The 21,598-nt window shown below is 57.2% G+C and carries 23 protein-coding genes; 13 read left to right on the top strand and 10 right to left on the bottom strand.

The features are described 5' to 3' along the window. The first annotated feature begins 1 nt into the window (after position 1). From AC2FIT_RS12965 to AC2FIT_RS12955, 3 genes are all read left to right on the top strand, one after another. Positions 2-532: a gamma-glutamylcyclotransferase gene (locus AC2FIT_RS12965; RefSeq protein WP_496830050.1), complete on the top strand. Its 531-nt coding sequence runs from the start codon at positions 2-4 to the stop codon at positions 530-532. Positions 533-601: 69 nt separating this feature from the next. Beyond that, positions 602-1,780 (top strand): biopolymer transporter ExbB, encoded by a 1,179-nt coding sequence (locus AC2FIT_RS12960; RefSeq protein WP_496830048.1) that lies wholly within the window; start codon positions 602-604, stop codon positions 1,778-1,780. Between the two features lie 3 nt (positions 1,781-1,783). After that, positions 1,784-3,421, top strand: a complete 1,638-nt coding sequence (locus AC2FIT_RS12955) for a peptidoglycan -binding protein (protein WP_496830046.1) — start codon at positions 1,784-1,786, stop codon at positions 3,419-3,421. 350 nt (positions 3,422-3,771) lie between these two features. Here the strand turns inward: AC2FIT_RS12955 and clpA are convergent, their stop codons facing one another. Together clpA and gloB are read right to left on the bottom strand one after the other, a co-directional pair. Beyond that, entirely contained in the window at positions 3,772-6,096 is a 2,325-nt protein-coding gene (gene clpA, locus AC2FIT_RS12950) for an ATP-dependent Clp protease ATP-binding subunit ClpA (RefSeq protein ID WP_496830044.1), read from the bottom strand. A gap of 171 nt (positions 6,097-6,267) precedes the next feature. Further along, positions 6,268-7,035 (bottom strand): hydroxyacylglutathione hydrolase, encoded by a 768-nt coding sequence (gene gloB / locus AC2FIT_RS12945; protein WP_496830042.1) that lies wholly within the window; start codon positions 7,033-7,035, stop codon positions 6,268-6,270. Between the two features lie 61 nt (positions 7,036-7,096). On the opposite strand from gloB, the gene AC2FIT_RS12940 reads away from it, so the two are divergent. The 8 genes from AC2FIT_RS12940 to AC2FIT_RS12905 all read left to right on the top strand — a co-directional run bounded on the left by AC2FIT_RS12940 (position 7,097) and on the right by AC2FIT_RS12905 (position 13,701). Next, positions 7,097-7,831, top strand: coding sequence for a methyltransferase domain-containing protein (locus AC2FIT_RS12940; protein WP_496830040.1), 735 nt, complete (start codon positions 7,097-7,099; stop codon positions 7,829-7,831). Between the two features lie 303 nt (positions 7,832-8,134). Beyond that, on the top strand, positions 8,135-8,695 hold the full coding sequence (locus AC2FIT_RS12935; protein ID WP_068336269.1) for a F0F1 ATP synthase subunit delta: 561 nt from the start codon (positions 8,135-8,137) through the stop codon (positions 8,693-8,695). Further along, positions 8,696-10,234, top strand: a complete 1,539-nt coding sequence (gene atpA, locus AC2FIT_RS12930) for a F0F1 ATP synthase subunit alpha (protein WP_496830038.1) — start codon at positions 8,696-8,698, stop codon at positions 10,232-10,234. A 15-nt stretch (positions 10,235-10,249) separates the two neighbouring features. Next, positions 10,250-11,125, top strand: a complete 876-nt coding sequence (locus AC2FIT_RS12925) for a F0F1 ATP synthase subunit gamma (RefSeq protein WP_496830036.1) — start codon at positions 10,250-10,252, stop codon at positions 11,123-11,125. Between the two features lie 20 nt (positions 11,126-11,145). After that, positions 11,146-12,570, top strand: a complete 1,425-nt coding sequence (gene atpD, locus AC2FIT_RS12920) for a F0F1 ATP synthase subunit beta (RefSeq protein ID WP_496830034.1) — start codon at positions 11,146-11,148, stop codon at positions 12,568-12,570. A gap of 12 nt (positions 12,571-12,582) precedes the next feature. Continuing rightward, complete coding sequence (locus AC2FIT_RS12915; RefSeq protein WP_068336258.1) at positions 12,583-12,993, top strand: F0F1 ATP synthase subunit epsilon; 411 nt, start codon at positions 12,583-12,585, stop codon at positions 12,991-12,993. A gap of 116 nt (positions 12,994-13,109) precedes the next feature. Beyond that, the gene (locus AC2FIT_RS12910; protein ID WP_496830032.1) at positions 13,110-13,460 is read left to right on the top strand and encodes an H-type lectin domain-containing protein; all 351 of its coding nucleotides are present in this window, start codon (positions 13,110-13,112) and stop codon (positions 13,458-13,460) included. 58 nt (positions 13,461-13,518) lie between these two features. Next, entirely contained in the window at positions 13,519-13,701 is a 183-nt protein-coding gene (locus AC2FIT_RS12905) for a hypothetical protein (protein WP_496830030.1), read from the top strand. A gap of 58 nt (positions 13,702-13,759) precedes the next feature. On the opposite strand, the gene AC2FIT_RS12900 is transcribed toward AC2FIT_RS12905, so the two are convergent. After that, on the bottom strand, positions 13,760-14,779 hold the full coding sequence (locus AC2FIT_RS12900; RefSeq protein WP_496830028.1) for a ribose-phosphate pyrophosphokinase: 1,020 nt from the start codon (positions 14,777-14,779) through the stop codon (positions 13,760-13,762). 108 nt (positions 14,780-14,887) lie between these two features. On the opposite strand from AC2FIT_RS12900, the gene AC2FIT_RS12895 reads away from it, so the two are divergent. Continuing rightward, positions 14,888-15,490 carry a 2-hydroxychromene-2-carboxylate isomerase gene (locus AC2FIT_RS12895; RefSeq protein ID WP_496830026.1) on the top strand — a complete coding sequence of 201 codons (603 nt, stop codon included), beginning with the start codon at positions 14,888-14,890 and terminating at the stop codon, positions 15,488-15,490. 12 nt (positions 15,491-15,502) lie between these two features. Here the strand turns inward: AC2FIT_RS12895 and AC2FIT_RS12890 are convergent, their stop codons facing one another. From AC2FIT_RS12890 to AC2FIT_RS12860, 7 genes are all read right to left on the bottom strand, one after another. Beyond that, positions 15,503-16,537, bottom strand: a complete 1,035-nt coding sequence (locus tag AC2FIT_RS12890; RefSeq protein ID WP_496830024.1) for a threonine aldolase family protein — start codon at positions 16,535-16,537, stop codon at positions 15,503-15,505. Beyond that, a complete protein-coding gene (locus tag AC2FIT_RS12885) occupies positions 16,537-17,010 on the bottom strand; it encodes a YcgN family cysteine cluster protein (RefSeq protein WP_496830022.1) in 474 nt (157 codons plus the stop codon). The genes AC2FIT_RS12890 and AC2FIT_RS12885 overlap by 1 nt, the downstream gene beginning before the upstream one ends. Then, a complete protein-coding gene (locus tag AC2FIT_RS12880; RefSeq protein ID WP_496830021.1) occupies positions 17,007-17,939 on the bottom strand; it encodes a bifunctional riboflavin kinase/FAD synthetase in 933 nt (310 codons plus the stop codon). Before AC2FIT_RS12880 ends, AC2FIT_RS12885 begins: the two co-directional genes overlap by 4 nt. A gap of 113 nt (positions 17,940-18,052) precedes the next feature. Continuing rightward, on the bottom strand, positions 18,053-18,538 hold the full coding sequence (locus AC2FIT_RS12875; protein WP_496830019.1) for a ClbS/DfsB family four-helix bundle protein: 486 nt from the start codon (positions 18,536-18,538) through the stop codon (positions 18,053-18,055). A gap of 105 nt (positions 18,539-18,643) precedes the next feature. After that, positions 18,644-19,087: a MaoC family dehydratase gene (locus AC2FIT_RS12870; protein WP_068336412.1), complete on the bottom strand. Its 444-nt coding sequence runs from the start codon at positions 19,085-19,087 to the stop codon at positions 18,644-18,646. A gap of 100 nt (positions 19,088-19,187) precedes the next feature. Next, positions 19,188-20,063 carry an HAD family hydrolase gene (locus AC2FIT_RS12865; protein ID WP_496830017.1) on the bottom strand — a complete coding sequence of 292 codons (876 nt, stop codon included), beginning with the start codon at positions 20,061-20,063 and terminating at the stop codon, positions 19,188-19,190. Positions 20,064-20,140: 77 nt separating this feature from the next. Beyond that, positions 20,141-21,067 carry a GlxA family transcriptional regulator gene (locus tag AC2FIT_RS12860; RefSeq protein WP_496830015.1) on the bottom strand — a complete coding sequence of 309 codons (927 nt, stop codon included), beginning with the start codon at positions 21,065-21,067 and terminating at the stop codon, positions 20,141-20,143. Positions 21,068-21,154: 87 nt separating this feature from the next. Between AC2FIT_RS12860 and AC2FIT_RS12855 the strand changes: the two genes are divergently transcribed. Continuing rightward, positions 21,155-21,562, top strand: coding sequence for a GFA family protein (locus AC2FIT_RS12855; protein WP_496830013.1), 408 nt, complete (start codon positions 21,155-21,157; stop codon positions 21,560-21,562). The last annotated feature ends 36 nt before the right edge of the window (positions 21,563-21,598 follow it).

Genomic DNA, 21,598 nt, shown 5'->3' with positions numbered 1-21,598 from the left:
TATGACGATGTGGGTTTTCGGATATGGATCGCTGCTGTGGAATCCGGGATTCCCGGTTTCGCGCGGCGAACGCGCCACATTGCATGGCTACGCCCGGTCTTTCTGCATGAGCTCGATCCATCATCGCGGCACCGAAGAACATCCCGGACTGGTTTTGGCCTTGGATGAACAAGCCGAAGCCAACTGCAAAGGCTTGGCCCTGGCGGTTGAAGCAGGCCATGAGGATCGCACCCTTCAGGAACTGCGCGAACGTGAGCTGATTTCATCAGCTTATGTTGAGGCGATGCTGGATGTGCATCTCGAGTCGGGTGAGACGGTCAATGCCGTGACCTACGTGATTGATGCCGACCACGTGCAGTATTGCGGTGGCATGCCGCTAGAGGATCAAGCCCGGATTATCGCACATGCCGTCGGTGGGCGTGGACCGAACACCGAATATCTTTACAACACTGCTGAACATCTGGCCGAGATCGGCCTGCGCGATCCTGATCTTGAGTGGTTAGCGCAACGGGTGCGTACCATCACCGCATAAACCCTTGGCGTCACCGACGCAATTTCGCTAGATTCACGCAAGAGCAGGCAAAAACCGGGAACCACGCGCATGGCGCAGGCACATCAGGGCGCGAGACCACATTTCTCGCAACCCATTCGTCAGATCGTTACGATGCTGGTCGCGATCGCGTTGGCAGGGTTCGGGGTCTTCATGGCGCTGCCCTATGTGCTGCCGGTTTTCTATGCCAACCCTTATCTGAACGGCTTTATCATTCTGGTCTTCGTGATCGGCGTGTTCGCCTGTTTCTATCAGGTGGCACAGCTGATCGGGTCGGTGCGCTGGATCGAAGCCTTTGTGGGCGGTGTGGTCCGTGAAGATGCCCGTACACCACAATTGTTGGCGCCGCTGGCGTCGCTGCTGCGCGAACGGGGCGCCCGGTCTCAGATCAGTTCGACTTCGACGCGGTCCATCTTGGATTCCGTGGCCGAACGTGTCGAAGAAGAACGAGAGATCACCCGATATATCACCAATGTCCTGATTTATCTTGGTCTTTTGGGCACGTTCTTCGGGCTGGCCACAACGGTTCCGGCCATTGTTGACACCATCCGCAGCCTTAACCCGCAAGAGGGTGAAGAGGGGCTGGCGGTCTTCAATCGTTTGATGGTGGGGTTGGAGGCGCAGTTGCAAGGTATGGGCGTGGCGTTTGGCTCGTCGTTGCTGGGTCTTGCCGGATCGTTGATCGTCGGCTTGCTGGAGCTTTTTGCAGGGCATGGCCAAAACCGCTTCTACCGTGAGCTTGAGGAATGGCTTTCCTCGATCACGCGGGTAGGATTCGGTGCCAGCGACGAAGGGGGTGCCGAACTGGCTGTTCTGACCCCGGTTCTGGATGCGATGTCAGAACAGATGAACGCCTTGCAAGACTTGTTTTCAGCGCAAGAGGCAGACCGCGCCGCCGTGTCGTCCAAGCTGGGCCAATTGACGGATGCGATTGGCGAGATGAACCAGCGGCAGGAAAACAACGAGGGTGTGACAGCCGCCCTTGAGCGGGTGGCCCTTGGACAGGATGCCTTGTTGGATCACATGCGTGAGCAGGGCACCGGTGACGGAATTGATGCCGAAAGCCGCATGCGCCTGCGGTCGATGGATGTGCAATTGCTGCGTATCCTCGAAGAAATCTCGGCTGGTCGTCAGGAAAGCATGAGCGAAATCCGCAAGGATATCGAACTGTTGGTCAAAGCTCTGACATTGCCCCGCGGCGCTGTTCGGACCGCGCCGGAAAGAGAGTAAGGCATGGCCCTTTCGCGTCGTACAGGTCAGCGGTTCCAAGGTTCGGTCTGGCCCGGCTTTGTGGATGCGATCACCGGGCTTCTGATGGTGCTGACCTTTGTGCTGACCATCTTCATGGTGGTCCAGTTCGTGTTACGAGAAACGATCTCGGGGCAAGAGGATGAGTTGACCGCCCTGTCGGATGAGGTCGCCGCACTGGCCGGCGCGTTGGGTTTGGAAGAACGCGAAAACAGCCGGTTGCAAGCGCGCTTGGGTGTGCTGAATTCAACGCTGAACCAGGTTGAGACAGAGCTGGTGCAAGCACAGATCCAACTGACCGATTTTGAGGATCAGGTTGCGGCCCTGCTACTTGAACAAGAACTTGCGCAGGGCGAAATCGCGGATTTGCAGAACGAACAGGACGCTTTGAAGCTTGCCTTGGCGCAAAGCCGGGCAGAGATCGATGAGCAAACCGAGGCCGCGCGTCTGGCCGCAGCCCAGCGAGAAGCGCTTGAAGCTCTGGTCGCTGACCTGGAGCAAACCGAGGCCGCGCAGTCGACCCGCATATCTGAGCTTGAGGAAGAATTGAGCGCCGAAGAAGCCGCTAAACTGGCCGAAGCCGCTGCCGCTGAAAACTTGCGCAACCGGTTACAGGATGCTGATGCGGAACTGACAGCCATGACGCTTGCCCTGGAAGCGCAGCGCAAAGAGGCCGAGGAGACGTTGACCCTGCTGGCAGCGGCGCAAGCTGCGAAGGCGGAATTAGAACGACAGTTTGGCGACCTGAACGCGCAAGACCTGCGGGCCCAGCTTGAGGCGGCATTGGCTGCGCAAACAGAGGCGCAGGCCGAAGCGCAGGAACAGCGCACGCTAGCCGAAGAACGCGCGGCCCTGCTGTCCGTCGCCCGCGAAACGTTGTCAGCAGAACAGGCGATGTCTGAAAAAGCGCAGCGCGAAACTGCTTTGCTTAACCAGCAAATGGCGGCACTGCGTGAACAATTGGGCGGGCTTCAGGCCTTGTTGGACGACTACGCGGACCGCAACGCCGCAGCGGATATCCGAATCCAGACGCTGGGGCAGGATCTGAACGCTGCGTTGGCCCGTGCGGCCTCGGAAGAGCGCCGCCGCCGCATACTGGAAGAAGCCGAGCGCGCCCGTCTCGAAGCCGAAGCCGAAGACCTGGTGGCGCAGGCCGAGGATTTGCAAAGGTATCGATCAGAGTTTTTTGGCCGTCTGCGCGATGTTCTGGGTGATGAAGAGGGCGTGCGGATCGAAGGCGACCGTTTCGTATTCTCGTCCGAGGTTCTGTTTGATACAGGGTCGGCTGTCCTGTCGCCGGTCGGGCAGCAAGAGGTCGCCAAGGTGGCCAATATCCTGCGCAGCGTAGCTGCGGAAATTCCTGAGGGGTTGAATTGGGTGATCCGGGTTGATGGTCACACGGACAACGTACCCTTAGCCGGGACTGGGCGATATCGCGACAACTGGGAGCTTAGCCAAGGTCGGGCGCTGTCCGTCGTACGATATATGGTCGAGGCGCTGGGTATTCCGCCAAACCGGCTGGCCGCCAATGGGTTCGGAGAGTTTCAGCCCGTCAACCCCGCAGACACACCCGAAGCCCGCGCCCAGAACCGTCGGATCGAATTGAAGCTGACCGAGCGCTAAACGCCGCCTATGCATGACATAGATGCCGCCCGTTGCGATGAGTGTTCTATTTGCGAGCAGAGTGGGTCGGCAGAACCCAAACTGTCACATTTTGGCGCGTGAGCTGTCCCTCGCCTTTCAAGTGTAAACACGGCGTTTAGCGGTGGCAGATTTGGCATGAGTTGAAATTGCGACAACAACGCGCCACCCAGAGCCAGCTTTGGTGTTTGAACTACCAACAAGAACCAAGAGCCAAACTACATCAAGTTGGGCCGAGCGCCCTATGAAAGAAGAATGGCCATGAGACTGTGGCGCAAAAAAGCCCGGTTGGATGATCAACCGGGCTTTCTAGTATCACTTTTCGCCGTAGGTCAGTCCGCTGTCAGAAGTGGTGGCTTGTCACCTGGAATGCGCGGCTGATCCGGGCCAAAAATCTCAAGGTTCAGTTCGCCTTTCTTGACCGAGACGCGGACGACTCCGCCTTTGGCCAGTTTGCCGAACAGAAGTTCTTCGGCCAGCGGCTTCTTGATATGCTCTTGGATCACGCGACCCAGTGGACGTGCGCCCATCTTGTCGTCATACCCTTTGTCTGCCAGCCATTCGGCCGCCTTGGGTGTCAGATCAATTGTCACGTTACGGTCCAGCAACTGAGCCTCAAGCTGTAGCACAAACTTCTCGACCACTTGCAGAATAACGCTCTTCGGCAGTGGCGCGAACGAGATGACAGCGTCCAGACGGTTGCGGAACTCCGGCGTGAAGGTGCGCTCGATGGCGGCCGTATCTTCCCCTTCGCGGCGGTCACGGGCAAAGCCGATCGCTGCCTTGGCTTGTTCCTGCGCACCCGCGTTCGAGGTCATGATCAATACCACGTTGCGGAAATTCACCGTACGTCCGTTGTGATCGGTCAGCTCTCCGTGGTCCATGACTTGCAACAGGATGTTGAAGACGTCCGGATGGGCTTTTTCGATCTCGTCCAGCAGCAGCACGCAATGCGGATGCTGGTCCACGCCGTCGGTCAAAAGACCACCTTGATCAAACCCGACATAGCCCGGAGGCGCACCGATCAGACGGCTGACGGCATGTTTCTCCATGTATTCGGACATGTCGAAGCGCAGCAGTTCGACGCCCAGATTATCCGCCAGCTGTTTCGCCACTTCGGTCTTACCAACACCGGTCGGACCTGCGAACAGGTAGTTACCAATGGGCTTCTCGGGTTCACGCAGACCCGCACGCGCCAGCTTGATAGCACTGGCCAACGCCTCGATCGCTTCATCCTGACCAAACACCACCCGTTTCAGCGAGGCTTCGAGGTCTTTCAGAACCTCGGCATCGTCCTTGGTGACGTTCTTGGGCGGAATGCGCGCGATTTTGGCGACTACAGCCTCAATCTCTTTCACTCCGATGGTCTTGCGACGCTTGCTTTCAGCAACCAGATGCTGTGCGGCACCTGCCTCATCAATCACGTCGATGGCCTTGTCCGGCAGTTTGCGATCATTGATGTAGCGTGCCGACAACTCTACGGCAGTCTTGATCGCATCCGCTGTGTATTTGATCTCGTGGTGTTTCTCAAAGTAAGGCTTGAGGCCACGCAGGATTTTCACGCTGTCTTCGACCGAAGGTTCGTTCACATCGATTTTCTGGAACCGGCGGCTGAGCGCGCGGTCTTTTTCAAAATGCTGGCGGAATTCTTTGTACGTGGTCGATCCCATGGTCCGCAGCTTGCCACCCTGCAGGGCTGGTTTCAGCAGATTTGACGCGTCCATTGCGCCGCCAGAGGTGGCACCGGCACCGATCACGGTGTGAATCTCGTCAATGAACAAGACTGCGTCCGGGTGATCTTCCAACTCTGTCACAACGGCCTTCAAGCGTTCCTCGAAGTCGCCGCGATAACGGGTTCCGGCCAGCAGGGCGCCCATGTCCAGCGAATAGATCGTGGTGTTTGCCAGCACGTCGGGAGCCTCACCCTCGACAATCTTGTGCGCCAAGCCTTCGGCGATAGCGGTTTTGCCCACGCCCGGATCACCCACCAACAGCGGATTGTTCTTGCGGCGGCGGCACAACACCTGAATACAGCGCTCAACCTCATCGGACCGGCCGATCAGGGGATCAACGTCACCAGCGCGCGATTTCGCGTTCAGATCAATACAGTATTTCCCCAGTGCACTTTCTTTCTGATCGCCTTCAGCGGTGCTGGACTGTGCCTCATCTTCAACCTGATCCGCGCCCGAGACTGAGCGGTTTTCGCCGTACGCGGGGTCTTTGGCCACGCCATGCGCGATGAAGTTCACAGCGTCATAGCGGGTCATATCCTGTTCTTGCAGGAAGTAGGCGGCATTGCTTTCGCGTTCGGCAAAAATGGCAACGAGAACGTTGGCCCCGGTCACTTCGGTCCGACCCGAGCTTTGCACGTGGATCGCGGCGCGTTGGATAACACGCTGAAACGCGGCCGTCGGGACGGCTTCGGATCCGTCGATATCTGTGACGAGGTTTGATAGATCTTCGTCAATGAATTCGACAAGCGTGCTGCGCAACTCATCCAGGTCAACGCTGCATGCTTTCATGACGCGGATGGCGTCAGGCTCTTCCAGAAGCGCCAGCAGCAGATGCTCCAGCGTGGCGAATTCATGGCGCCGTTCGTTCGCAGCCGCCAGGGCCGCGTGAATGGCTTGTTCTAATGTGCTCGAGAATGAAGGCACGCGGGTGCTCCTCTTCTTGTCTTGGGTCGCATGGGGGCGGGCTTCGGCCCCGATCCGACCATGTCATCATACTATTAGAGTTTGGTTGATCATGGCCCGGCTTCAAGGGTTTTCTTTCACTTGACAGTCACATTTCACGTGACCGTTGCCCGGAAGGCCGGGAAATAGGCATCAGAAGCGGTCTTTTCTAGTTCTGATTTCGGCAAAAACCTTGGCCGGATCTGCGTTTTCCATACCTAAATGCCTCTGAATCGCCGGATCTTTGGCGCGCAAAAAAGGATTTGTTGCTTTTTCCAGCGCCAGCGAGGACGGAACCGTCGGTTGCCCGGCTGCCCGAGCCCGGTTGATTTCGGTCATGCGCTGTTGCAACGCAGCGTTGTCCGGATCAACTGTAATCGCGAATTTGGCATTGGATTGTGTGTATTCGTGACCAGAGTAGACGATTGTTTCGTCGGGCAGGGCCGCCAGTTTGGACAGAGACGCCCACATTTGCGGTGCGGTCCCTTCGAACAGGCGGCCACAACCCAGGGCCATCAGGCTATCGGCAGTGAAAACAGCCGCGCTTTCTGGCAGGTAATATGCCACGTGGCCAACCGTGTGGCCCGACACGTCCAGCACTTGCACGGGTTCGCCGCCAAGGTCGAAACTGTCGCCCTCGGTAACTTGCTGATCCAACGGGGGCAGGCGGTGGGCATCAGCCGCAGCGCCGATAACCTTGGCCTGATGCTTTTCCAGGATACTGGCCACCCCGTCTACATGGTCCCAGTGATGGTGGGTCAGCAAAACGTGGCTCAGCGTCCAACCTCGTTTATCCAACTCGGCCAGAATCGGGCCCGCCTCGGGCGCGTCAATGAGAGCGGTTTGACCGCTTGCGGCGTCATGCGCCAGGAAAGCATAGTTATCGCTGAGACATGGGATGGTTACGATCTCAAGAGGCATGGCCTTTTGCCCTTTCGTTGCTAGACTGCGGGCAGCTAAGCCGATTGACCGGGTGTCTGCAATGCATCTTGACGTGCAGGATTTGAGGAATTTTTACTACCGCAGCACGTTGGGTCGCGCGGCGCAGGCGGCTATTCGCGGGCGGTTGATTGAGTTGTGGCCCGAGGCCAAAGGGCAGACGGTGGTCGGATTCGGGTTCGCCGTACCCTTGCTGCGACCTTATCTCGCGGATGCGAGGCGGGTGATTGGGCTGATGCCCGGCCCCCAAGGTGTAATGCCGTGGCCCGCTGGACTGCCGAATGTATCTGTTTTGACCGAAGAAACCCTCTGGCCTGTCGAAACCGGTCATGTCGACAAGCTGGTGGTGATGCATGGTTTGGAAACGTCGAGCCGACCAAGCGACTTGCTGAATGAATGCTGGCGCGTTCTTGGGCCGGGCGGGCGGGCTCTTTTCATTGTGCCGAATCGGGCCGGGCTATGGTCGAGAGCAGACCGGACGCCGTTTGGCTTTGGGCGTCCGTATTCAGCATCGCAATTGGAAAGCCAATTGAAGGCCCATTATTTTCTTCCTGAAAGCCACTGCTCTGCCCTTTATATGCCACCGTCGTTTCGGCGCTTCTGGCTTAAATCAGGAAGCCTGATCGAGAAAACCGGGCAGCGTGTGCCCACAATTATGGCGGGCGGTGTCCTGATGATTGAAGCCAGCAAGCATATCCAACCGCCAAGTGGCAGAGTCACGAAAGATGCAGCGCGGCGACCCCTGAAAGCGTTGGATGGTTTGTTGAAACCCGCATGATCGATCTTCGTGATCACGGCGGAAAAAATGCGGGAAATAAGTCACAGGAATCGCTAAAACCTGAATATTCGTAACATTTTTCAACTGCGTCAACGGGTCCAAACCGTCGCACTTTGCGTAAGTGTATGAAAATTAATAATTTGTGGATATTTCTGTTACCGCTATAGCGTATTGCTTGGTTGGATAGGCTCTGCTACATCCCCGGTGATTTTGATCCCCGCCCTAAATGGACGGGGTGTCTTCACGCCCCCGGGGTAGCTGCCGCAACGCGAATTCGGGGCCTAAAGTATCGGAAGGGTGGACGTGTCCGAACCAGCTTCGATTTCCACAGGCATTGCCGAGCGCTATGCCACCGCAATCTTTGAGATTGCAAAAGAGAATAATGACCTTGCAGGCCTGGAAACCGGCATAAATGATCTGGCGGCGGCCTTGAGCGAAAGCGCCGACTTGCGCGACCTGATCGCCTCGCCTCTGGTTTCACGCGCTGAACAGGAAGGCGCGATCACTGCCATTGCCGACAAAATGGGTCTGCATGCAATTCTGCGCAACACGCTGGGCCTGATGGCGCAAAAGCGTCGCCTGTTTGTTGTGCCGCAACTGGTGCAGGTTCTGCGTGACATGCTGGCCGAAGAGCGTGGCGAAGTGACCGCCGATGTCGCTTCGGCCAAAGCGCTGACCAAAACTCAGATGGAAAAACTGTCCAAAACGCTGTCCGAGCGTGTGGGCAAGACCGTGACAATCAATGCGACCGTGGATGAAAGCCTCATCGGCGGTCTTGTCGTTAAAGTGGGCTCGAAGATGATCGATAGCTCGATCCGTTCCAAGCTCAACTCCCTACAGAATGCAATGAAAGAGGTCGGATAAATGGGAATCCAAGCTGCAGAGATTTCTGCAATCCTGAAGGACCAGATCAAGAATTTTGGTCAGGAAGCCGAAGTAGCCGAAATCGGCCGCGTGCTGAGCGTCGGTGACGGGATTGCCCGTGTATACGGTCTGGACAATGTACAAGCCGGTGAGATGGTCGAATTCCCCGGCGGCATCATGGGCATGGCGCTGAACCTGGAAAGCGACAACGTTGGTGTCGTTATCTTTGGTTCCGACCGTGACATCAAAGAAGGTGACACTGTTAAGCGCACCAACTCGATCGTGGACGTTCCGATTGGTGACGAATTGCTGGGCCGTGTTGTTGACGGTCTGGGCAACCCGCTGGACGGCAAAGGCCCGATCAACGCCTCCAAGCGTGGCGTTGCAGACGTTAAGGCCCCAGGCATCATCCCGCGTAAATCGGTGCATGAGCCGATGGCTACCGGACTGAAATCGGTTGACGCGATGATCCCGATCGGCCGTGGCCAGCGTGAGCTGATCATTGGTGACCGTCAGACCGGTAAAACTGCCGTTGCTCTGGACACCATCCTGAACCAGAAAGTTTACAACGACGCAGCTGGCGACGACGAGTCGAAGAAACTGTACTGCGTTTACGTTGCGGTTGGTCAGAAGCGCTCGACCGTTGCGCAGCTGGTGAAGAAACTGGAAGAGTCCGGCGCGATTGAATACTCGATCGTTGTTGCTGCGACCGCGTCCGACCCGGCGCCAATGCAGTTCCTGGCACCTTACGCCGCGACCGCGATGGCCGAATACTTCCGTGACAATGGCCGCCACGCGCTGATCATCTATGATGACCTGTCAAAACAGGCTGTGTCCTATCGTCAGATGTCCCTGCTGCTGCGCCGTCCGCCGGGCCGTGAAGCGTATCCGGGTGACGTTTTCTACCTCCACTCCCGTCTGCTGGAGCGTTCGGCGAAGCTGAATGAAGATTTCGGTGCAGGCTCGCTGACCGCTCTGCCGGTTATTGAAACCCAGGGTGGAGACGTATCAGCGTTTATTCCGACCAACGTGATCTCGATCACCGATGGTCAGATCTTCCTGGAAACCGAACTGTTCTATCAGGGCATCCGTCCTGCTGTGAACACTGGTCTGTCGGTTTCGCGTGTGGGCTCGTCCGCCCAGACCGATGCGATGAAATCGGTTGCCGGTCCGGTTAAGCTGGAACTGGCGCAGTACCGCGAAATGGCTGCGTTTGCGCAGTTCGGCTCGGACCTGGATGCCGCAACTCAGCAGCTGCTGAACCGTGGTGCGCGTCTGACTGAGCTGATGAAACAGCCGCAATACTCGCCGCTGACCAACGCGGAAATCGTCTGCGTCATCTTCGCGGGAACCAACGGGTACCTCGACAAGATCAGCGTCTCGGATGTCGGTCGTTACGAAGCTGGTCTGCTGTCGCACCTGCGCGGAAAGCATGCCGACCTTCTTAAGTGGATCACGGACGAAGATCCCAAGATCAAGGGTGACGCTTCTGACAGGATCAAGGCTGCGCTGGACGAATACGCCGCAACCTTCGCTTAAGGGAGAGGCGGGCACATGCCAAATCTTAAGGACCTTAAAAACAGGATCGAGTCGGTCAAATCGACCCGCAAGATCACTAAGGCCATGCAGATGGTCGCGGCCGCAAAACTGCGCCGCGCCCAAGAAGCTGCCGAACAGTCACGTCCCTATGCCCAGCGGTTCAATGCCGTGATGGCAGGACTGGCCGCTTCGGTCGGGGGCAGCGACAGCGCCCCCAAGCTGCTTCGTGGAACGGGCAGTGAGGATGTCCATCTGCTGGTTGTCATGACGGCAGAACGCGGCCTGTGTGGCGGTTTCAACGCGAACATAGCCAAGCTGGCTCGCGCCAAGGCGGAAGAGCTGCGCGGTAAGGGCAAAACGGTCAAAATCCTGACCGTTGGCAAGAAAGGCCGCGACGCGCTCAAGCGTGATTTTGGCGATCTGTTCGTTGGACATATCGACCTGAGCGAGGTCAAGCGCATCGGCTATGCAAATGCGCAGGACGTCGCCAAGGATATCCTGACCCGCTTTGACGATGGAGAGTTCGACGTTGCCACGATCTTCTACTCGAAGTTCCAGAACGTTGTGACTCAAATCCCGACGGCTCAGCAGATCATCCCCGCCTCGTTCGAGGAAACCGAGGGTGACGACAGCGGTGCGGTCTTCGATTACGAGCCCAGCGAAGAGGCCATTCTGGCCGAACTGCTACCCAAGGGGGTCGCGACCGCGATCTTCTCAGCTCTGCTTGAAAACGGGGCCTCGGAACAGGGTGCACGGATGTCCGCGATGGACAACGCGACACGCAACGCGGGTGAGATGATCGACAAGCTGACGATCCAGTTCAACCGCTCGCGTCAGGCCGTGATCACCAACGAGCTGATTGAAATTATTTCCGGCGCCGAAGCGCTGTAGAGACTAACCGGAGACGAAACATGGCGAATGCAAAAGGCAAAGTCACACAGATCATCGGGGCCGTCGTCGACGTGCACTTTGAAGATCAACTGCCTGAAATTCTGAACGCGCTGGAAACTGAAAACAACGGCAAGCGCCTGGTGCTGGAAGTTGCTCAGCACCTGGGTGAAAACACCGTCCGCACCATCGCGATGGACGCGACTGAAGGTCTTGTCCGTGGCGAAGAGGTGACCGACACCGGCGCGCCGATCTCGGTGCCCGTGGGTAACGCCACCCTGGGCCGCATCCTGAACGTGGTTGGTGAGCCGATCGACGAAAAAGGCCCGGTTGAAGCGTCTGAGGCCCGCGCGATCCACCAGCCCGCACCGACCTTTGATGAACAGTCGACCGAGTCGGAAGTTCTGGTCACCGGCATCAAAGTTGTCGACCTGCTGGCCCCTTACGCCAAGGGCGGTAAGATCGGCCTGTTCGGCGGTGCCGGCGTTGGCAAAACCGTTCTGATCATGGAATTGATCAACAACATCGCAAAAGTGCACTCGGGCTTCTCGGTGTTTGCGGGTGTTGGTGAACGGACCCGTGAAGGGAACGACCTGTACCACGAGATGATCGAATCGAACGTTATCAAGCCGGACAATCTGTCGGAATCGCAGGTTGCCCTGGTTTACGGTCAGATGAACGAACCTCCGGGAGCGCGTGCACGTGTTGCTCTGACCGGTCTGACCCTGGCGGAGCAGTTCCGCGACCAGTCGGGTACTGACGTTCTGTTCTTCGTCGACAACATCTTCCGCTTCACACAGGCGGGTTCCGAGGTGTCGGCTCTGCTGGGTCGTATTCCGTCAGCCGTGGGCTACCAGCCGACACTGGCCACCGACATGGGTGCCCTGCAGGAGCGCATCACCTCGACCAAGGCTGGCTCGATCACCTCGGTGCAGGCGATCTACGTGCCTGCGGACGACCTGACCGACCCTGCGCCGGCAACCTCGTTCGCGCACTTGGACGCGACAACCGTTCTTAACCGCGCGATCTCTGAAAAGGGTATCTACCCGGCCGTGGACCCGCTCGACTCGACCTCACGCCTGCTTGACCCGGCGATTGTTGGCGAAGAGCACTACAAGGTTGCAACCGACGTTCAGCAAATCCTCCAGCGCTACAAGTCGCTGCAGGACATCATCGCCATCCTCGGCATGGACGAACTGTCGGAAGAAGACAAACTGACTGTGGCCCGTGCACGTAAGATCGAACGCTTCCTGTCGCAGCCGTTCGACGTGGCCGAAGTCTTCACCGGTTCGCCTGGTGTTCAGGTTCCGCTGGATGTCACCATCTCGTCGTTCAAGGCTGTTGTTGCTGGCGAATACGATCACCTGCCCGAAGCGGCCTTCCTGATGGTTGGCGGCATCGACGAAGTGATCGCCAAGGCCGAAAAGATGGCTGCGGCGGCCGCCTAAGGAGTATCCCTGATGGCAAACACGATGCAATTCGACCTTGTCAGCCCTGAGCGGAGCCTTGCTTCGCTCAGCGCGACAGCGGTCCAGATTCCCGGCGCGGACGGGGACATGACGGCGATGCCTGACCATGCCCCCACCATCACCACGCTGCGCCCGGGCGTCCTGAAGGTCGACGCACCCGAAGGGTCCAGCGAATATCTGGTGACCGGCGGGTTTGCTCAGATCAACGGCGACGGGTTGTCGGTATTGGCTGAAAAGGCCATTCCGGTGGATGAAGTAACCCGTGCCCATCTGGATGAGCTGATTGCCGAGGCACGCGCCTCGCATGAAAAGGCAAAGAACGGCGACGATCAGACCATCGTCGACGAGGCTGCCAAGCTGCTGGCCGACATGGAAGCCCTTGGAACGCATATGAGCCTGTAAGGCCTAAGTGCGATCGTCTAAGTTAAACGGCCCCGATGTATCGGGGCCGTTTTTTTGTCGTGATTTTGCCCAGTGGTTGGGATAACCTACTGGAATTCAATCAATCTTATAGTGAAATGAAAAAATTTAGCTTCCATCCCATTGGTGTCGATCAGGGCGAAAAGATTCTGTTCTCGGAATTTGCTGAGGGTGGGGACATGTGGACTGGTGAAGGGCCACGTGAACGCTCTGCGGAAATTCGGTTCAGTGAGGCCTTCCGCTCGGTCCCGGTTGTACAAATTGGCGTGGCGCTTTGGGATGTGGACACGTCATCTGCGCTGCGTGCCGAAGTAAAGGTCGAAGACGTCACCGAGAACGGTTTCAACGCGATTTTTCGAACTTGGTCAGACACCAAGATTGCCCGTATCCGCGTGGTGTGGACGGCAATCGGGGAACTCGCGCACGAGGATGATTGGGATATTTCCTGACCGTAATCCGCGGTCAGGCGGTCCGTTTTCTCATTGCGACACAAAACTGTATCAGACGATGGCGCAGATACTGCAGCAGTGTTTTGTTGCCGGCATGATCGTCCACAGAATTCACTCGGCAGGTAGCCAGCTTCAGCAACTGTCTTTGCACCAAAAGATGCTGTCGATCAAATCCTGTTTTCGTTTTCATAAAGGGATTGTATTGGCGCCCCTGCCGAGTGTTTCGAAGCTCTCCGGTTAGGGCAGCGACTGAAACGTAACTCCGAAGGGCACGATGACGTGCCCCCCAGTACAAACCCTTAATCCATATGGTACAACGACTCATAGATCGGCCGCAGTGTCTTGTCCTCAAAAAGGGATGATACGCTGGTGCCGTTCCAGATATTCAGGATCGCCTGAGTAAAGATAGGCGCGGTTGGGACGATGCGGATGTTCTTGGCCTTGGCGACCTCCTTGGTTGGCTGGATCGTATCCGTCAGAACCAGAGATTTCATTACCGAATTCGTCACACGCTCGACTGCAGGACCGCTCATCACACCATGCGTGATGTAGGAATGAACTTCCTTGGCGCCGTTATCCATCAGAACCTGCGCCGCTTTGCACAATGTCCCGGCCGTGTCGCACATGTCGTCCACGATCAGGCAGATCTTGTCTTTGACGTCGCCAATAACGGTCATCTCGGCCACTTCGCCTGCCTTCTCACGGCGTTTGTCCACAATCGACAGCGGGGCGTTTATGCGCTTAGCCAACTCTCGTGCGCGGGCCACACCGCCTACGTCGGGCGAGACCACCATGATCTCATCCAGGCTGTTCTTGAACTGGTGCATGACATCCAGCGCAAAGATTGGTGACGCATAAAGGTTATCCACCGGGATGTCGAAAAAGCCCTGAATCTGCGCAGCGTGCAGATCCATGGTCAGCACCCTCTCGATCCCGGCACCGGTCAGCATATTGGCGACAAGCTTGGCGCTGATGGGTGTACGGGCCTTTGTGCGTCGATCCTGACGGGCATAGCCGAAGTAAGGGATGACTGCGGTGATCCGCTGGGCCGACGAACGACGCAGCGCATCGGCGATGATCAGCAACTCCATCAGGTTGTCATTGGCCGGGTTCGAGGTCGGCTGGACGATGAACATATCTTCACCGCGGACGTTTTCGAACACTTCGACGAAAATTTCGCCATCGTTGAACCGCTCAACGCGCGCATCGACCAAGCCCTGGTCGACCCCGCGATACAGGCTCATGCGGCGAGCAATTGAATCGGCAAGCGGAAGATTGGCGTTCCCAGCGATTAGCTTGGGTTCGTTGAGTGTCGGCATCGGCTGATATCCCCGGGCAGCAATGGCAAATGTGACAGATTCGTGATTTCAACACCGCTTAGCACGGCCTTACGGTCCAGCAAAGATAACGCAGCGGAGAAAGTGCACATGGCCCAGATTGACTACTATTTTGCGACACTCTCGCCCTTCACTTACCTGGCCGGCGCACGGTTAGAGGAGATCGCGGCCAAACACGGCGCCACCATCAACTACAAGCCGCTGGATATCATGGCGCTGTTCGGTCGTACCGGAGGAACGCCGCCGAAAGATCGGCATCGGTCGCGAATTGAATATCGGGCGCAGGACTTGTTGCGGCAGTCAAAGAACCTCGGAATGGATTTCAATCTTAAACCGGCACATTGGCCGACGAATATGGCACCGTCATCCTACGCCGTGATTGCAGCGGTAAAAGACGGGTCTGGTGACGTTGGCAAACTGGTCCAAGCTTTCCTGCGCGCCTGCTGGGCTGAAGAAAAAGACATCGCGCAGGATGATGTGATCCGCGATTGCTTGTCACAGGCCGGTTTCGATCCAAACCTGGCTGATAGCGGCCTGCTGGTAGGTGCCGAAACCTACGCCGCCAATCTGGAAGAAGCCGTTGATCGCGGTGTGTTCGGCGCACCGTTCTATATCACGGAAGACGATCAGCGTTTCTGGGGTCAGGACAGTCTGAATGATCTGGACAGGCACCTTGCCGAGATGAAAGGCTAAAGGGCGCGACCCTCAAAGCAGGGCAAGGAATCGGTCGATATCGTCGTCACCGATCGACCAGTCACAAACCAGGCGGCAGGCGAGGATTTCTTCGTCATCTGCGCCGTTCAGATCGGCCCCCCACAGGTGATAGACCGCCCCGGCCTCATGCAACTGCTTGTGCCGGGCGCGGGAAAACTGGGCGAAGATCATATTGGCCTGCGGTTCGTGCAGAAAGGTTGCGCCTTTCGCGCGCAGGCCGTGAGCCAGACGCGCACAGTTGGCATTGGCCTGACGCGCCATGGTCAGCCAAAGATCGTCCCGCAGATAGGCCGCCATCTGCGCCGAAAGATACCGATGTTTCGAGAGCAGATGCGCCCCGCGTTTACGCCGCAGTTCGAATTCCCAGGCTTTGGCTTCGTCGAAAAAAACAACCGCCTCGACCCCCATCAATCCGTTTTTAGTACCGCCAAAGCTGACCGCGTCTACACCTGATTTCCATGTCATCTCGGCTGGGGAACAATTCAGCGCCACCAGTGCGTTGGTAAAGCGGGCACCGTCGAGGTGCACCGGCAGGTTGTATTCCTTGGCCACACTGCACAGCGCTTGTAATTCCGCCAGCGAATAGACCGAGCCGCGCTCGGTGACTTGCGTGATCGACACCGGCCCGCGCTGTGGGCCATGTACGCCGCGTGTTTCTTCAGCCAGAATTGATCGACGCAAGGCCTCGGGGTCCATCTTGTCGCCGCCGGGCACAAGCGTCAGCTTGGCTCCGGTGTAAAACTCCGGCGCGTTGCACTCATCCTCGTGGATATGCGCCACCGGCGAGCAAAAAATTGTATCCCAAGGGTTTGCCAAAGTCGCCAGCGCCAGCGAATTCGCCGCCGTCCCGGTGGCCACCAGATAGACCGCCGCGCCCGGGGCTTCAAAGATACCGCGAATGCGATCACGCACCTCGTTCATCAGTGTGTCCGCCCCATACGCCATCTGATAGCCCAGGTTGGCTTCGTTCAATGCGGCCAAGACCTTGGGGTGGACGGGGCCAGAGTTGTCAGAAGCGAAATACATTAGCTGGGCTCCTCAATGATATAATCTTCCCACTCTTCAAGCGGTGTTTCGAACTCGGATACCGTGCGATCCTTGACCGAGACTCCGGCGGCGTGCACGCTGTCTGGCGTACCGGAGATCAAAGGATGCCAGTCGTATAGGGGTTTGCCCTCCCACAGCAGACGGTAAGCGCAAGTTTGCGGCAGCCAATAGGCGTGGTCGTCGATGTTGTCAGGCTTCATCACGATACATTCCGGCACAAACTGGTGGCGGATGTCATATTGCGTGCATCGGCACGTCTCATCATCCAGCAGACGACAGGCAACGCAGGTCAGGGCGACCTCGCCAGTATCTTCGTCCTCCAGCTTGTTCAGGCAACACTTGCCACAGCCATCGCACAGCGCCTCCCATTCGCGCTGGTTCATCTTGGTCAGTGGCTTGCGTTCCCAGAACCGGTGACCTAGACCATTGCGATCAATAGGGTCTGTCGTCATAGCGCCGCCAGATGGGTACGGGCTTGGTCGCAATCGGTATCCATCTGTGCGATCAGACCGTTCAAACCGTCAAATTTCATCTCAGGTCGTAGATACTCGACCAGCGCCACCGACAGGGTTGAGCCATAAAGGTCGCCGGAAAAATCGAACAGGAAAGTTTCGATATTGGGCACTTCGCCGTTGAACATTGGCCGCACCCCGACCGAGGCTGCCCCGTGGTAGCTGCCCTGATGAGGGCCGTCCAGCACATCGACCAGCACCGCGTATACACCGAATTTCGGCGGGTGCAGCCCTTCGATGGACATGTTTGCGGTGGGAAAACCCAGCTCGCGTCCACGCTGCTCTCCACCGATCACTTCACCTTCGATCCGGTGCCAGTGGCCCAGCATGGTGGCCGCATCGCGGGGGCGGCCTTCGGTCAGCGCAGTGCGGATTGCGGTGGACGACACGACGTTTTCGGATCGCTGCATCAGGGGGGCAATGGTGACGCCAAAGCCCATTTGCTGGCCAAATTGCAGGATGTCATCAGCCGTGCCGCTGCGACCTATGCCGAAACAGAAATCCGCACCTACCACAACATGTGACAAGCCCAACCCGTCGCAGATCACGATGCGGGCAAATTCTTCGGGGGTAAGCCCGGCCAAAGCCGCATTGAAGGGCAGTTCATAGAGTTTCTGAACACCCAGCTTTTCCAACCGGTGCGCACGGGTATTGCCACGCATCAGGCGAAACGGCGGGGCATCTGGCGCGAAGTATTCCCTGGGATGCGGTTCGAAGGTCAACACGCCAAGAGGGGCATCCGGGTCCGCATTGCGCGCCAGTTCAATCACCGACTGATGGCCGAGATGGACGCCGTCAAAATTCCCGATCGCCACGCTGGCGCCGCGGTCCTGAGGTTCGATAAATTGATAGTCCCGGATGATATGCATGAGGTGTGGGTACTGTTCCTCTCAGCCATATTCAAGCACCTCATTTTCGCACCGGGTCCAAAATGCCTTGTGAATTTCTTTAGGGCCCGGATTGGTCGGAACACGCACTGGACTCAGCGCAAGCGGTTGCGGATATACTTCGTTGCCGACCTGAAATGGCTTGGGCACGCAGCTTCGGCCCAGCGTCCGGTTGTCCAGTTGTTTTTCGCTCCCTTCATCGGGCCAACATACAGTTCTGCATCTGTGTGGCTTTCCAGAAATGAGATCAGTTTTCTGTAGCCAAGGTCCAGCGCCTTCATTGCGTCTTGCCAAGACAGGTCCGCCTGCAGATTGCGCAGATTTGCGTTATAGCGGGGCAGTTCGTTCCACTTGTAGCCTTTTGCCGGGAAGTGAACCTCTTTTCCGGCTTGTCCGTCGGTATACCAGCCCAGAAACAAATCTATCCAATGCGCCCTGTGACCAATGATATCCTTCACGGACGTGTCGTCTTCATCCTTCGCAAGAGCCTGAGCCTCGCTTACGTCGGCGATCAGAGTTCGAAGCTTGGAAAACTCTTTTTCTGTGATCGTCAGCAGTTCTGATTTGCTTGTTGCGGGCAAGGGTAACCTCTGATGCAGATCTGTCGGCATCGGAAAAAAAATGTGGGAAGGTTCAAATTACATGACGCAGGTCAAGTGATGTGAAGGCGGAATACACTTGTTTGATCAGTCGAACTTGCGTGAAGGGGCCAGCACCATTGCCTCGCCAATCAGCACCTTTTTGCCGTCCACAGCACAGTGACAATCCAGCTTCACCCGACGTTTGGAAAAGTCGATATCGGTCACCTTGACCTCGGCATAGACCATATCGCCCGGACGGACCGGAGCCAGGAATTTCAGAGACTGGCCCAAGTAGACCGTACCGTGTCCGGGAAGCTGCTCGCCAATCACGGCCGAGATAAGACCCGCCGTTAGCATCCCATGTGCGATGCGCCCCTCGAAAATTGTGTCGCGGGCGTAATCGTCATCCAGATGCACAGGGTTCCGGTCTGTCGACACCTGGGCGAACATCTCAATATCTTCGTCTGTCACCACTTTACGCAGGTGGCGGCTCATGCCCATTTCGATGTCTTCAATACAGATTGTGCCGCGTGGAAGATTGTCCAACATGTCACCCTCGCTTTCATTTTCCGGGCAACAAAAAAACTAAAGTTACCACAGTTGGGTAACTTTATTACTTCGCAGTCGCAGAAAATCAAGCTTTTTCTGATTACCTCAGGCGGCCGATTGTATAGGTGGGATTAATTTTTTCCCTTTGAATATAATTAGTTAAGGAATCATGGTGTGGGTGATGCTCGGTTTTTGTCTCGGCGGCGGCCAATCCGCCCGAGATAAACAGGGAATCAATCCCCTCTCCCATAGCGCCCAGAATGTCGGTATGCGGGCCGTCGCCGATCGCCAGAATGTCGCCGTTCGGGATGTCGTAGCCAAGTTCCTGCAACCGGCGGCGGGCCAGATCGTATATCGGCGGGTGGGGTTTGCCGAAATAAAGGCTCTCACCGCCCATTTCGGTATAAAGCCGTGCCAGCGCCCCGGCGCACCATTCCCGTACCTCGCCCCGGTCGACGACGATATCGGGGTTGGCGCAAAGCAGTTTCATACCCTTCGTCTTGGCATACAGGAAATCCGGTCGGTTCACTGATGGATCAGCCATCGGATCAAACGGACCGCAGCACACAATCCCCTCGGCTTGGTCCAGCGGCACACGCTCAATGTGGATCGGGTGATGCAGCAGCTTCAACGGCTCAAAGAACCCGGCGTCGCGTTCCCATTCCCCCATGAAGTAAACTTTGTGCCCGACAGCCCCGCGAAACATCGCGGACCGTGCTGAGTCTCCGCTGGTCGCGATTGTGTCATAGGCGTCGGCAGGAACCTTGAACTGCACCAATTGTTCCGCCACGCCCGCTCGGGGTTTGGGAGAGTTTGTGAGCAGTACCACAACTCCACCCTTCGTGCGGTAATCCTGCAAGGCAGCGACGGCTTCGGGGAAGGCCGTGATGCCATTATGGACGCACCCCCAAAGATCAACGAACAACGCTTTGTAACGGTCAGAGATTTCAGAGAGCGACGAGAGGATTTGGGTCATGATGCACGGTCCGGGTAAACTGAATCCTGCGTTATATGCCGCAACCCCTGTGCATTGACCATCAAAAAGGCAAATCTTCAGCGGCGAAAGCTTTCCAGGGTCTGACCGGTGCGCTTACGGACGATTCTGCGCAATGCTGTGCTATCCGCATATCCCACATGTTCCGCGATTTCCTCGTGAGTGCGTTTGCCCGAGCGCGCAAGGCGGATCGCCTCTGTCACCCGAATGGTTTGCATGAAACCTGATGGGGTCAGCGCCGTAGCCTTCGATAACCTGCGCGAAAAGGTTCTGGGTGTCAGACCGGCCGCCTCAGATAGCTCGGCAAGGCTTATCTGTCGCGTCAGGTTGCGCCTGACATATAGTTCGGCCTTTTGCAGGTCAGGGTGCCCCGCGACCAGCGTCGCGACGGATATGTACGGAAGCTGGCTGGACCGGTTGTCCGCCAATAGAAACCGCCGACAGTCTTCGGCAATAGCCAGACCGGCAAACCACTCGATAAGCGTCAACATGAGGTCGATTTGAGAAAACGACGCGCCTGCAGTGACAAGATTGCCATCCTGAACAACCAACTCACCGGACTGAAGGCGCGCCAAAGGAAACAGGGATTGCAGCAGGGGGGCCAGCCACCACGTTGTCGTGACTTTACGCCTGTCCAACAGGCCTGCAGCCCCGAGCGCAAAGCAGCCCGAGCAGGCCCCTGCAACAACCGTTTCCGGCCCTGCCAGGTTTTTTAACGCATCAACCACGGTTGAAAAACTGCTTAGACCCATGGTCGCCCTGACCTCTGGTTCGGTGGCGGTGCCGAGGCCGGGCAGGATGATAAGATCCGGGGACTCTGAAACCGGACCGCAGTTCTCTGGCGTGAGAACAGTGGCATGGAACTGCGTTTCGCTTCCATGAAAGCGGGCTACCCGGTTTGCGGTTTCCAGCATCTCGCTCGTGATGAACAAGCTCGACATCTGGCACGGGGTGGGGTGCAGGATCACGACCTGAACTTTCTGCATTTGTCCAAATTGGTCCTAATAATGTCAATTGTGACGCTGTCCGATTTGTGGAACATTGTCCATAGTCGGCAAAAAAGGAGATCACTGATGATTGTGGAAGGTGGATGCTATTGTGGCGCCGTGCGGTATCGGGCCGAGGGCGAGCCGATCTTCAAAGGCCAGTGCCATTGCCGAGCGTGTCAGCATGTGTCTGGTGGAGGCCCCAACCTGTTCGTGCTTTTGCCACGCGACGGGTTCAAATACACTGCCGGGGCACCGAAACAGTATACGCGTACCGATCGCGCTTTGGCGGTCACGCGTGAGTTTTGTGCGGACTGCGGAACACACCTCACCACGCTTCGTCCGGGCGTGGACCCGGTGATCCTGAAGATCGGAACTCTGGATGACCCATCAGTTTTTGGTGGGGCAAGTGCGGCGGTCTTTGTTGCGGAGAAGCAGGATTTCCACGTGATCCCGGATGCCATGCCCAGCTTTAAGGGCATGCCACCCATGTAATATAGGCGTCCTTTCGGACGCCTTTTTTGCCTAGAG

It is taken from the genome of Ruegeria sp. YTSA135 (assembly GCF_059610165.1).
Note: the sequence above shows the minus strand (reverse complement) of the source record. Positions and strands in the feature narration are given on the sequence as shown.

What these genes read in the sequence shown, in the direction of transcription:
- AC2FIT_RS12895 (WP_496830026.1), top strand. Translation starts at nt 14,888, where the DNA reads ATGGCCCAGATTGACTACTATTTTGCGACACTCTCGCCCTTCACTTAC.
- AC2FIT_RS12905 (WP_496830030.1), top strand. Translation starts at nt 13,519, where the DNA reads ATGGCGCAGATACTGCAGCAGTGTTTTGTTGCCGGCATGATCGTCCAC.
- AC2FIT_RS12890 (WP_496830024.1), bottom strand. Translation starts at nt 16,537, where the DNA reads ATGTATTTCGCTTCTGACAACTCTGGCCCCGTCCACCCCAAGGTCTTG.
- AC2FIT_RS12900 (WP_496830028.1), bottom strand. Translation starts at nt 14,779, where the DNA reads ATGCCGACACTCAACGAACCCAAGCTAATCGCTGGGAACGCCAATCTT.
- AC2FIT_RS12880 (WP_496830021.1), bottom strand. Translation starts at nt 17,939, where the DNA reads ATGCATATCATCCGGGACTATCAATTTATCGAACCTCAGGACCGCGGC.
- atpD (WP_496830034.1), top strand. Translation starts at nt 11,146, where the DNA reads ATGGCGAATGCAAAAGGCAAAGTCACACAGATCATCGGGGCCGTCGTC.
- AC2FIT_RS12860 (WP_496830015.1), bottom strand. Translation starts at nt 21,067, where the DNA reads ATGCAGAAAGTTCAGGTCGTGATCCTGCACCCCACCCCGTGCCAGATG.
- AC2FIT_RS12960 (WP_496830048.1), top strand. Translation starts at nt 602, where the DNA reads ATGGCGCAGGCACATCAGGGCGCGAGACCACATTTCTCGCAACCCATT.
- AC2FIT_RS12925 (WP_496830036.1), top strand. Translation starts at nt 10,250, where the DNA reads ATGCCAAATCTTAAGGACCTTAAAAACAGGATCGAGTCGGTCAAATCG.
- AC2FIT_RS12885 (WP_496830022.1), bottom strand. Translation starts at nt 17,010, where the DNA reads ATGACGACAGACCCTATTGATCGCAATGGTCTAGGTCACCGGTTCTGG.
- AC2FIT_RS12965 (WP_496830050.1), top strand. Translation starts at nt 2, where the DNA reads ATGACGATGTGGGTTTTCGGATATGGATCGCTGCTGTGGAATCCGGGA.
- AC2FIT_RS12915 (WP_068336258.1), top strand. Translation starts at nt 12,583, where the DNA reads ATGGCAAACACGATGCAATTCGACCTTGTCAGCCCTGAGCGGAGCCTT.
- AC2FIT_RS12865 (WP_496830017.1), bottom strand. Translation starts at nt 20,063, where the DNA reads ATGACCCAAATCCTCTCGTCGCTCTCTGAAATCTCTGACCGTTACAAA.
- AC2FIT_RS12940 (WP_496830040.1), top strand. Translation starts at nt 7,097, where the DNA reads ATGCATCTTGACGTGCAGGATTTGAGGAATTTTTACTACCGCAGCACG.
- AC2FIT_RS12855 (WP_496830013.1), top strand. Translation starts at nt 21,155, where the DNA reads ATGATTGTGGAAGGTGGATGCTATTGTGGCGCCGTGCGGTATCGGGCC.
- AC2FIT_RS12955 (WP_496830046.1), top strand. Translation starts at nt 1,784, where the DNA reads ATGGCCCTTTCGCGTCGTACAGGTCAGCGGTTCCAAGGTTCGGTCTGG.
- atpA (WP_496830038.1), top strand. Translation starts at nt 8,696, where the DNA reads ATGGGAATCCAAGCTGCAGAGATTTCTGCAATCCTGAAGGACCAGATC.
- AC2FIT_RS12870 (WP_068336412.1), bottom strand. Translation starts at nt 19,087, where the DNA reads ATGTTGGACAATCTTCCACGCGGCACAATCTGTATTGAAGACATCGAA.
- AC2FIT_RS12910 (WP_496830032.1), top strand. Translation starts at nt 13,110, where the DNA reads ATGAAAAAATTTAGCTTCCATCCCATTGGTGTCGATCAGGGCGAAAAG.
- gloB (WP_496830042.1), bottom strand. Translation starts at nt 7,035, where the DNA reads ATGCCTCTTGAGATCGTAACCATCCCATGTCTCAGCGATAACTATGCT.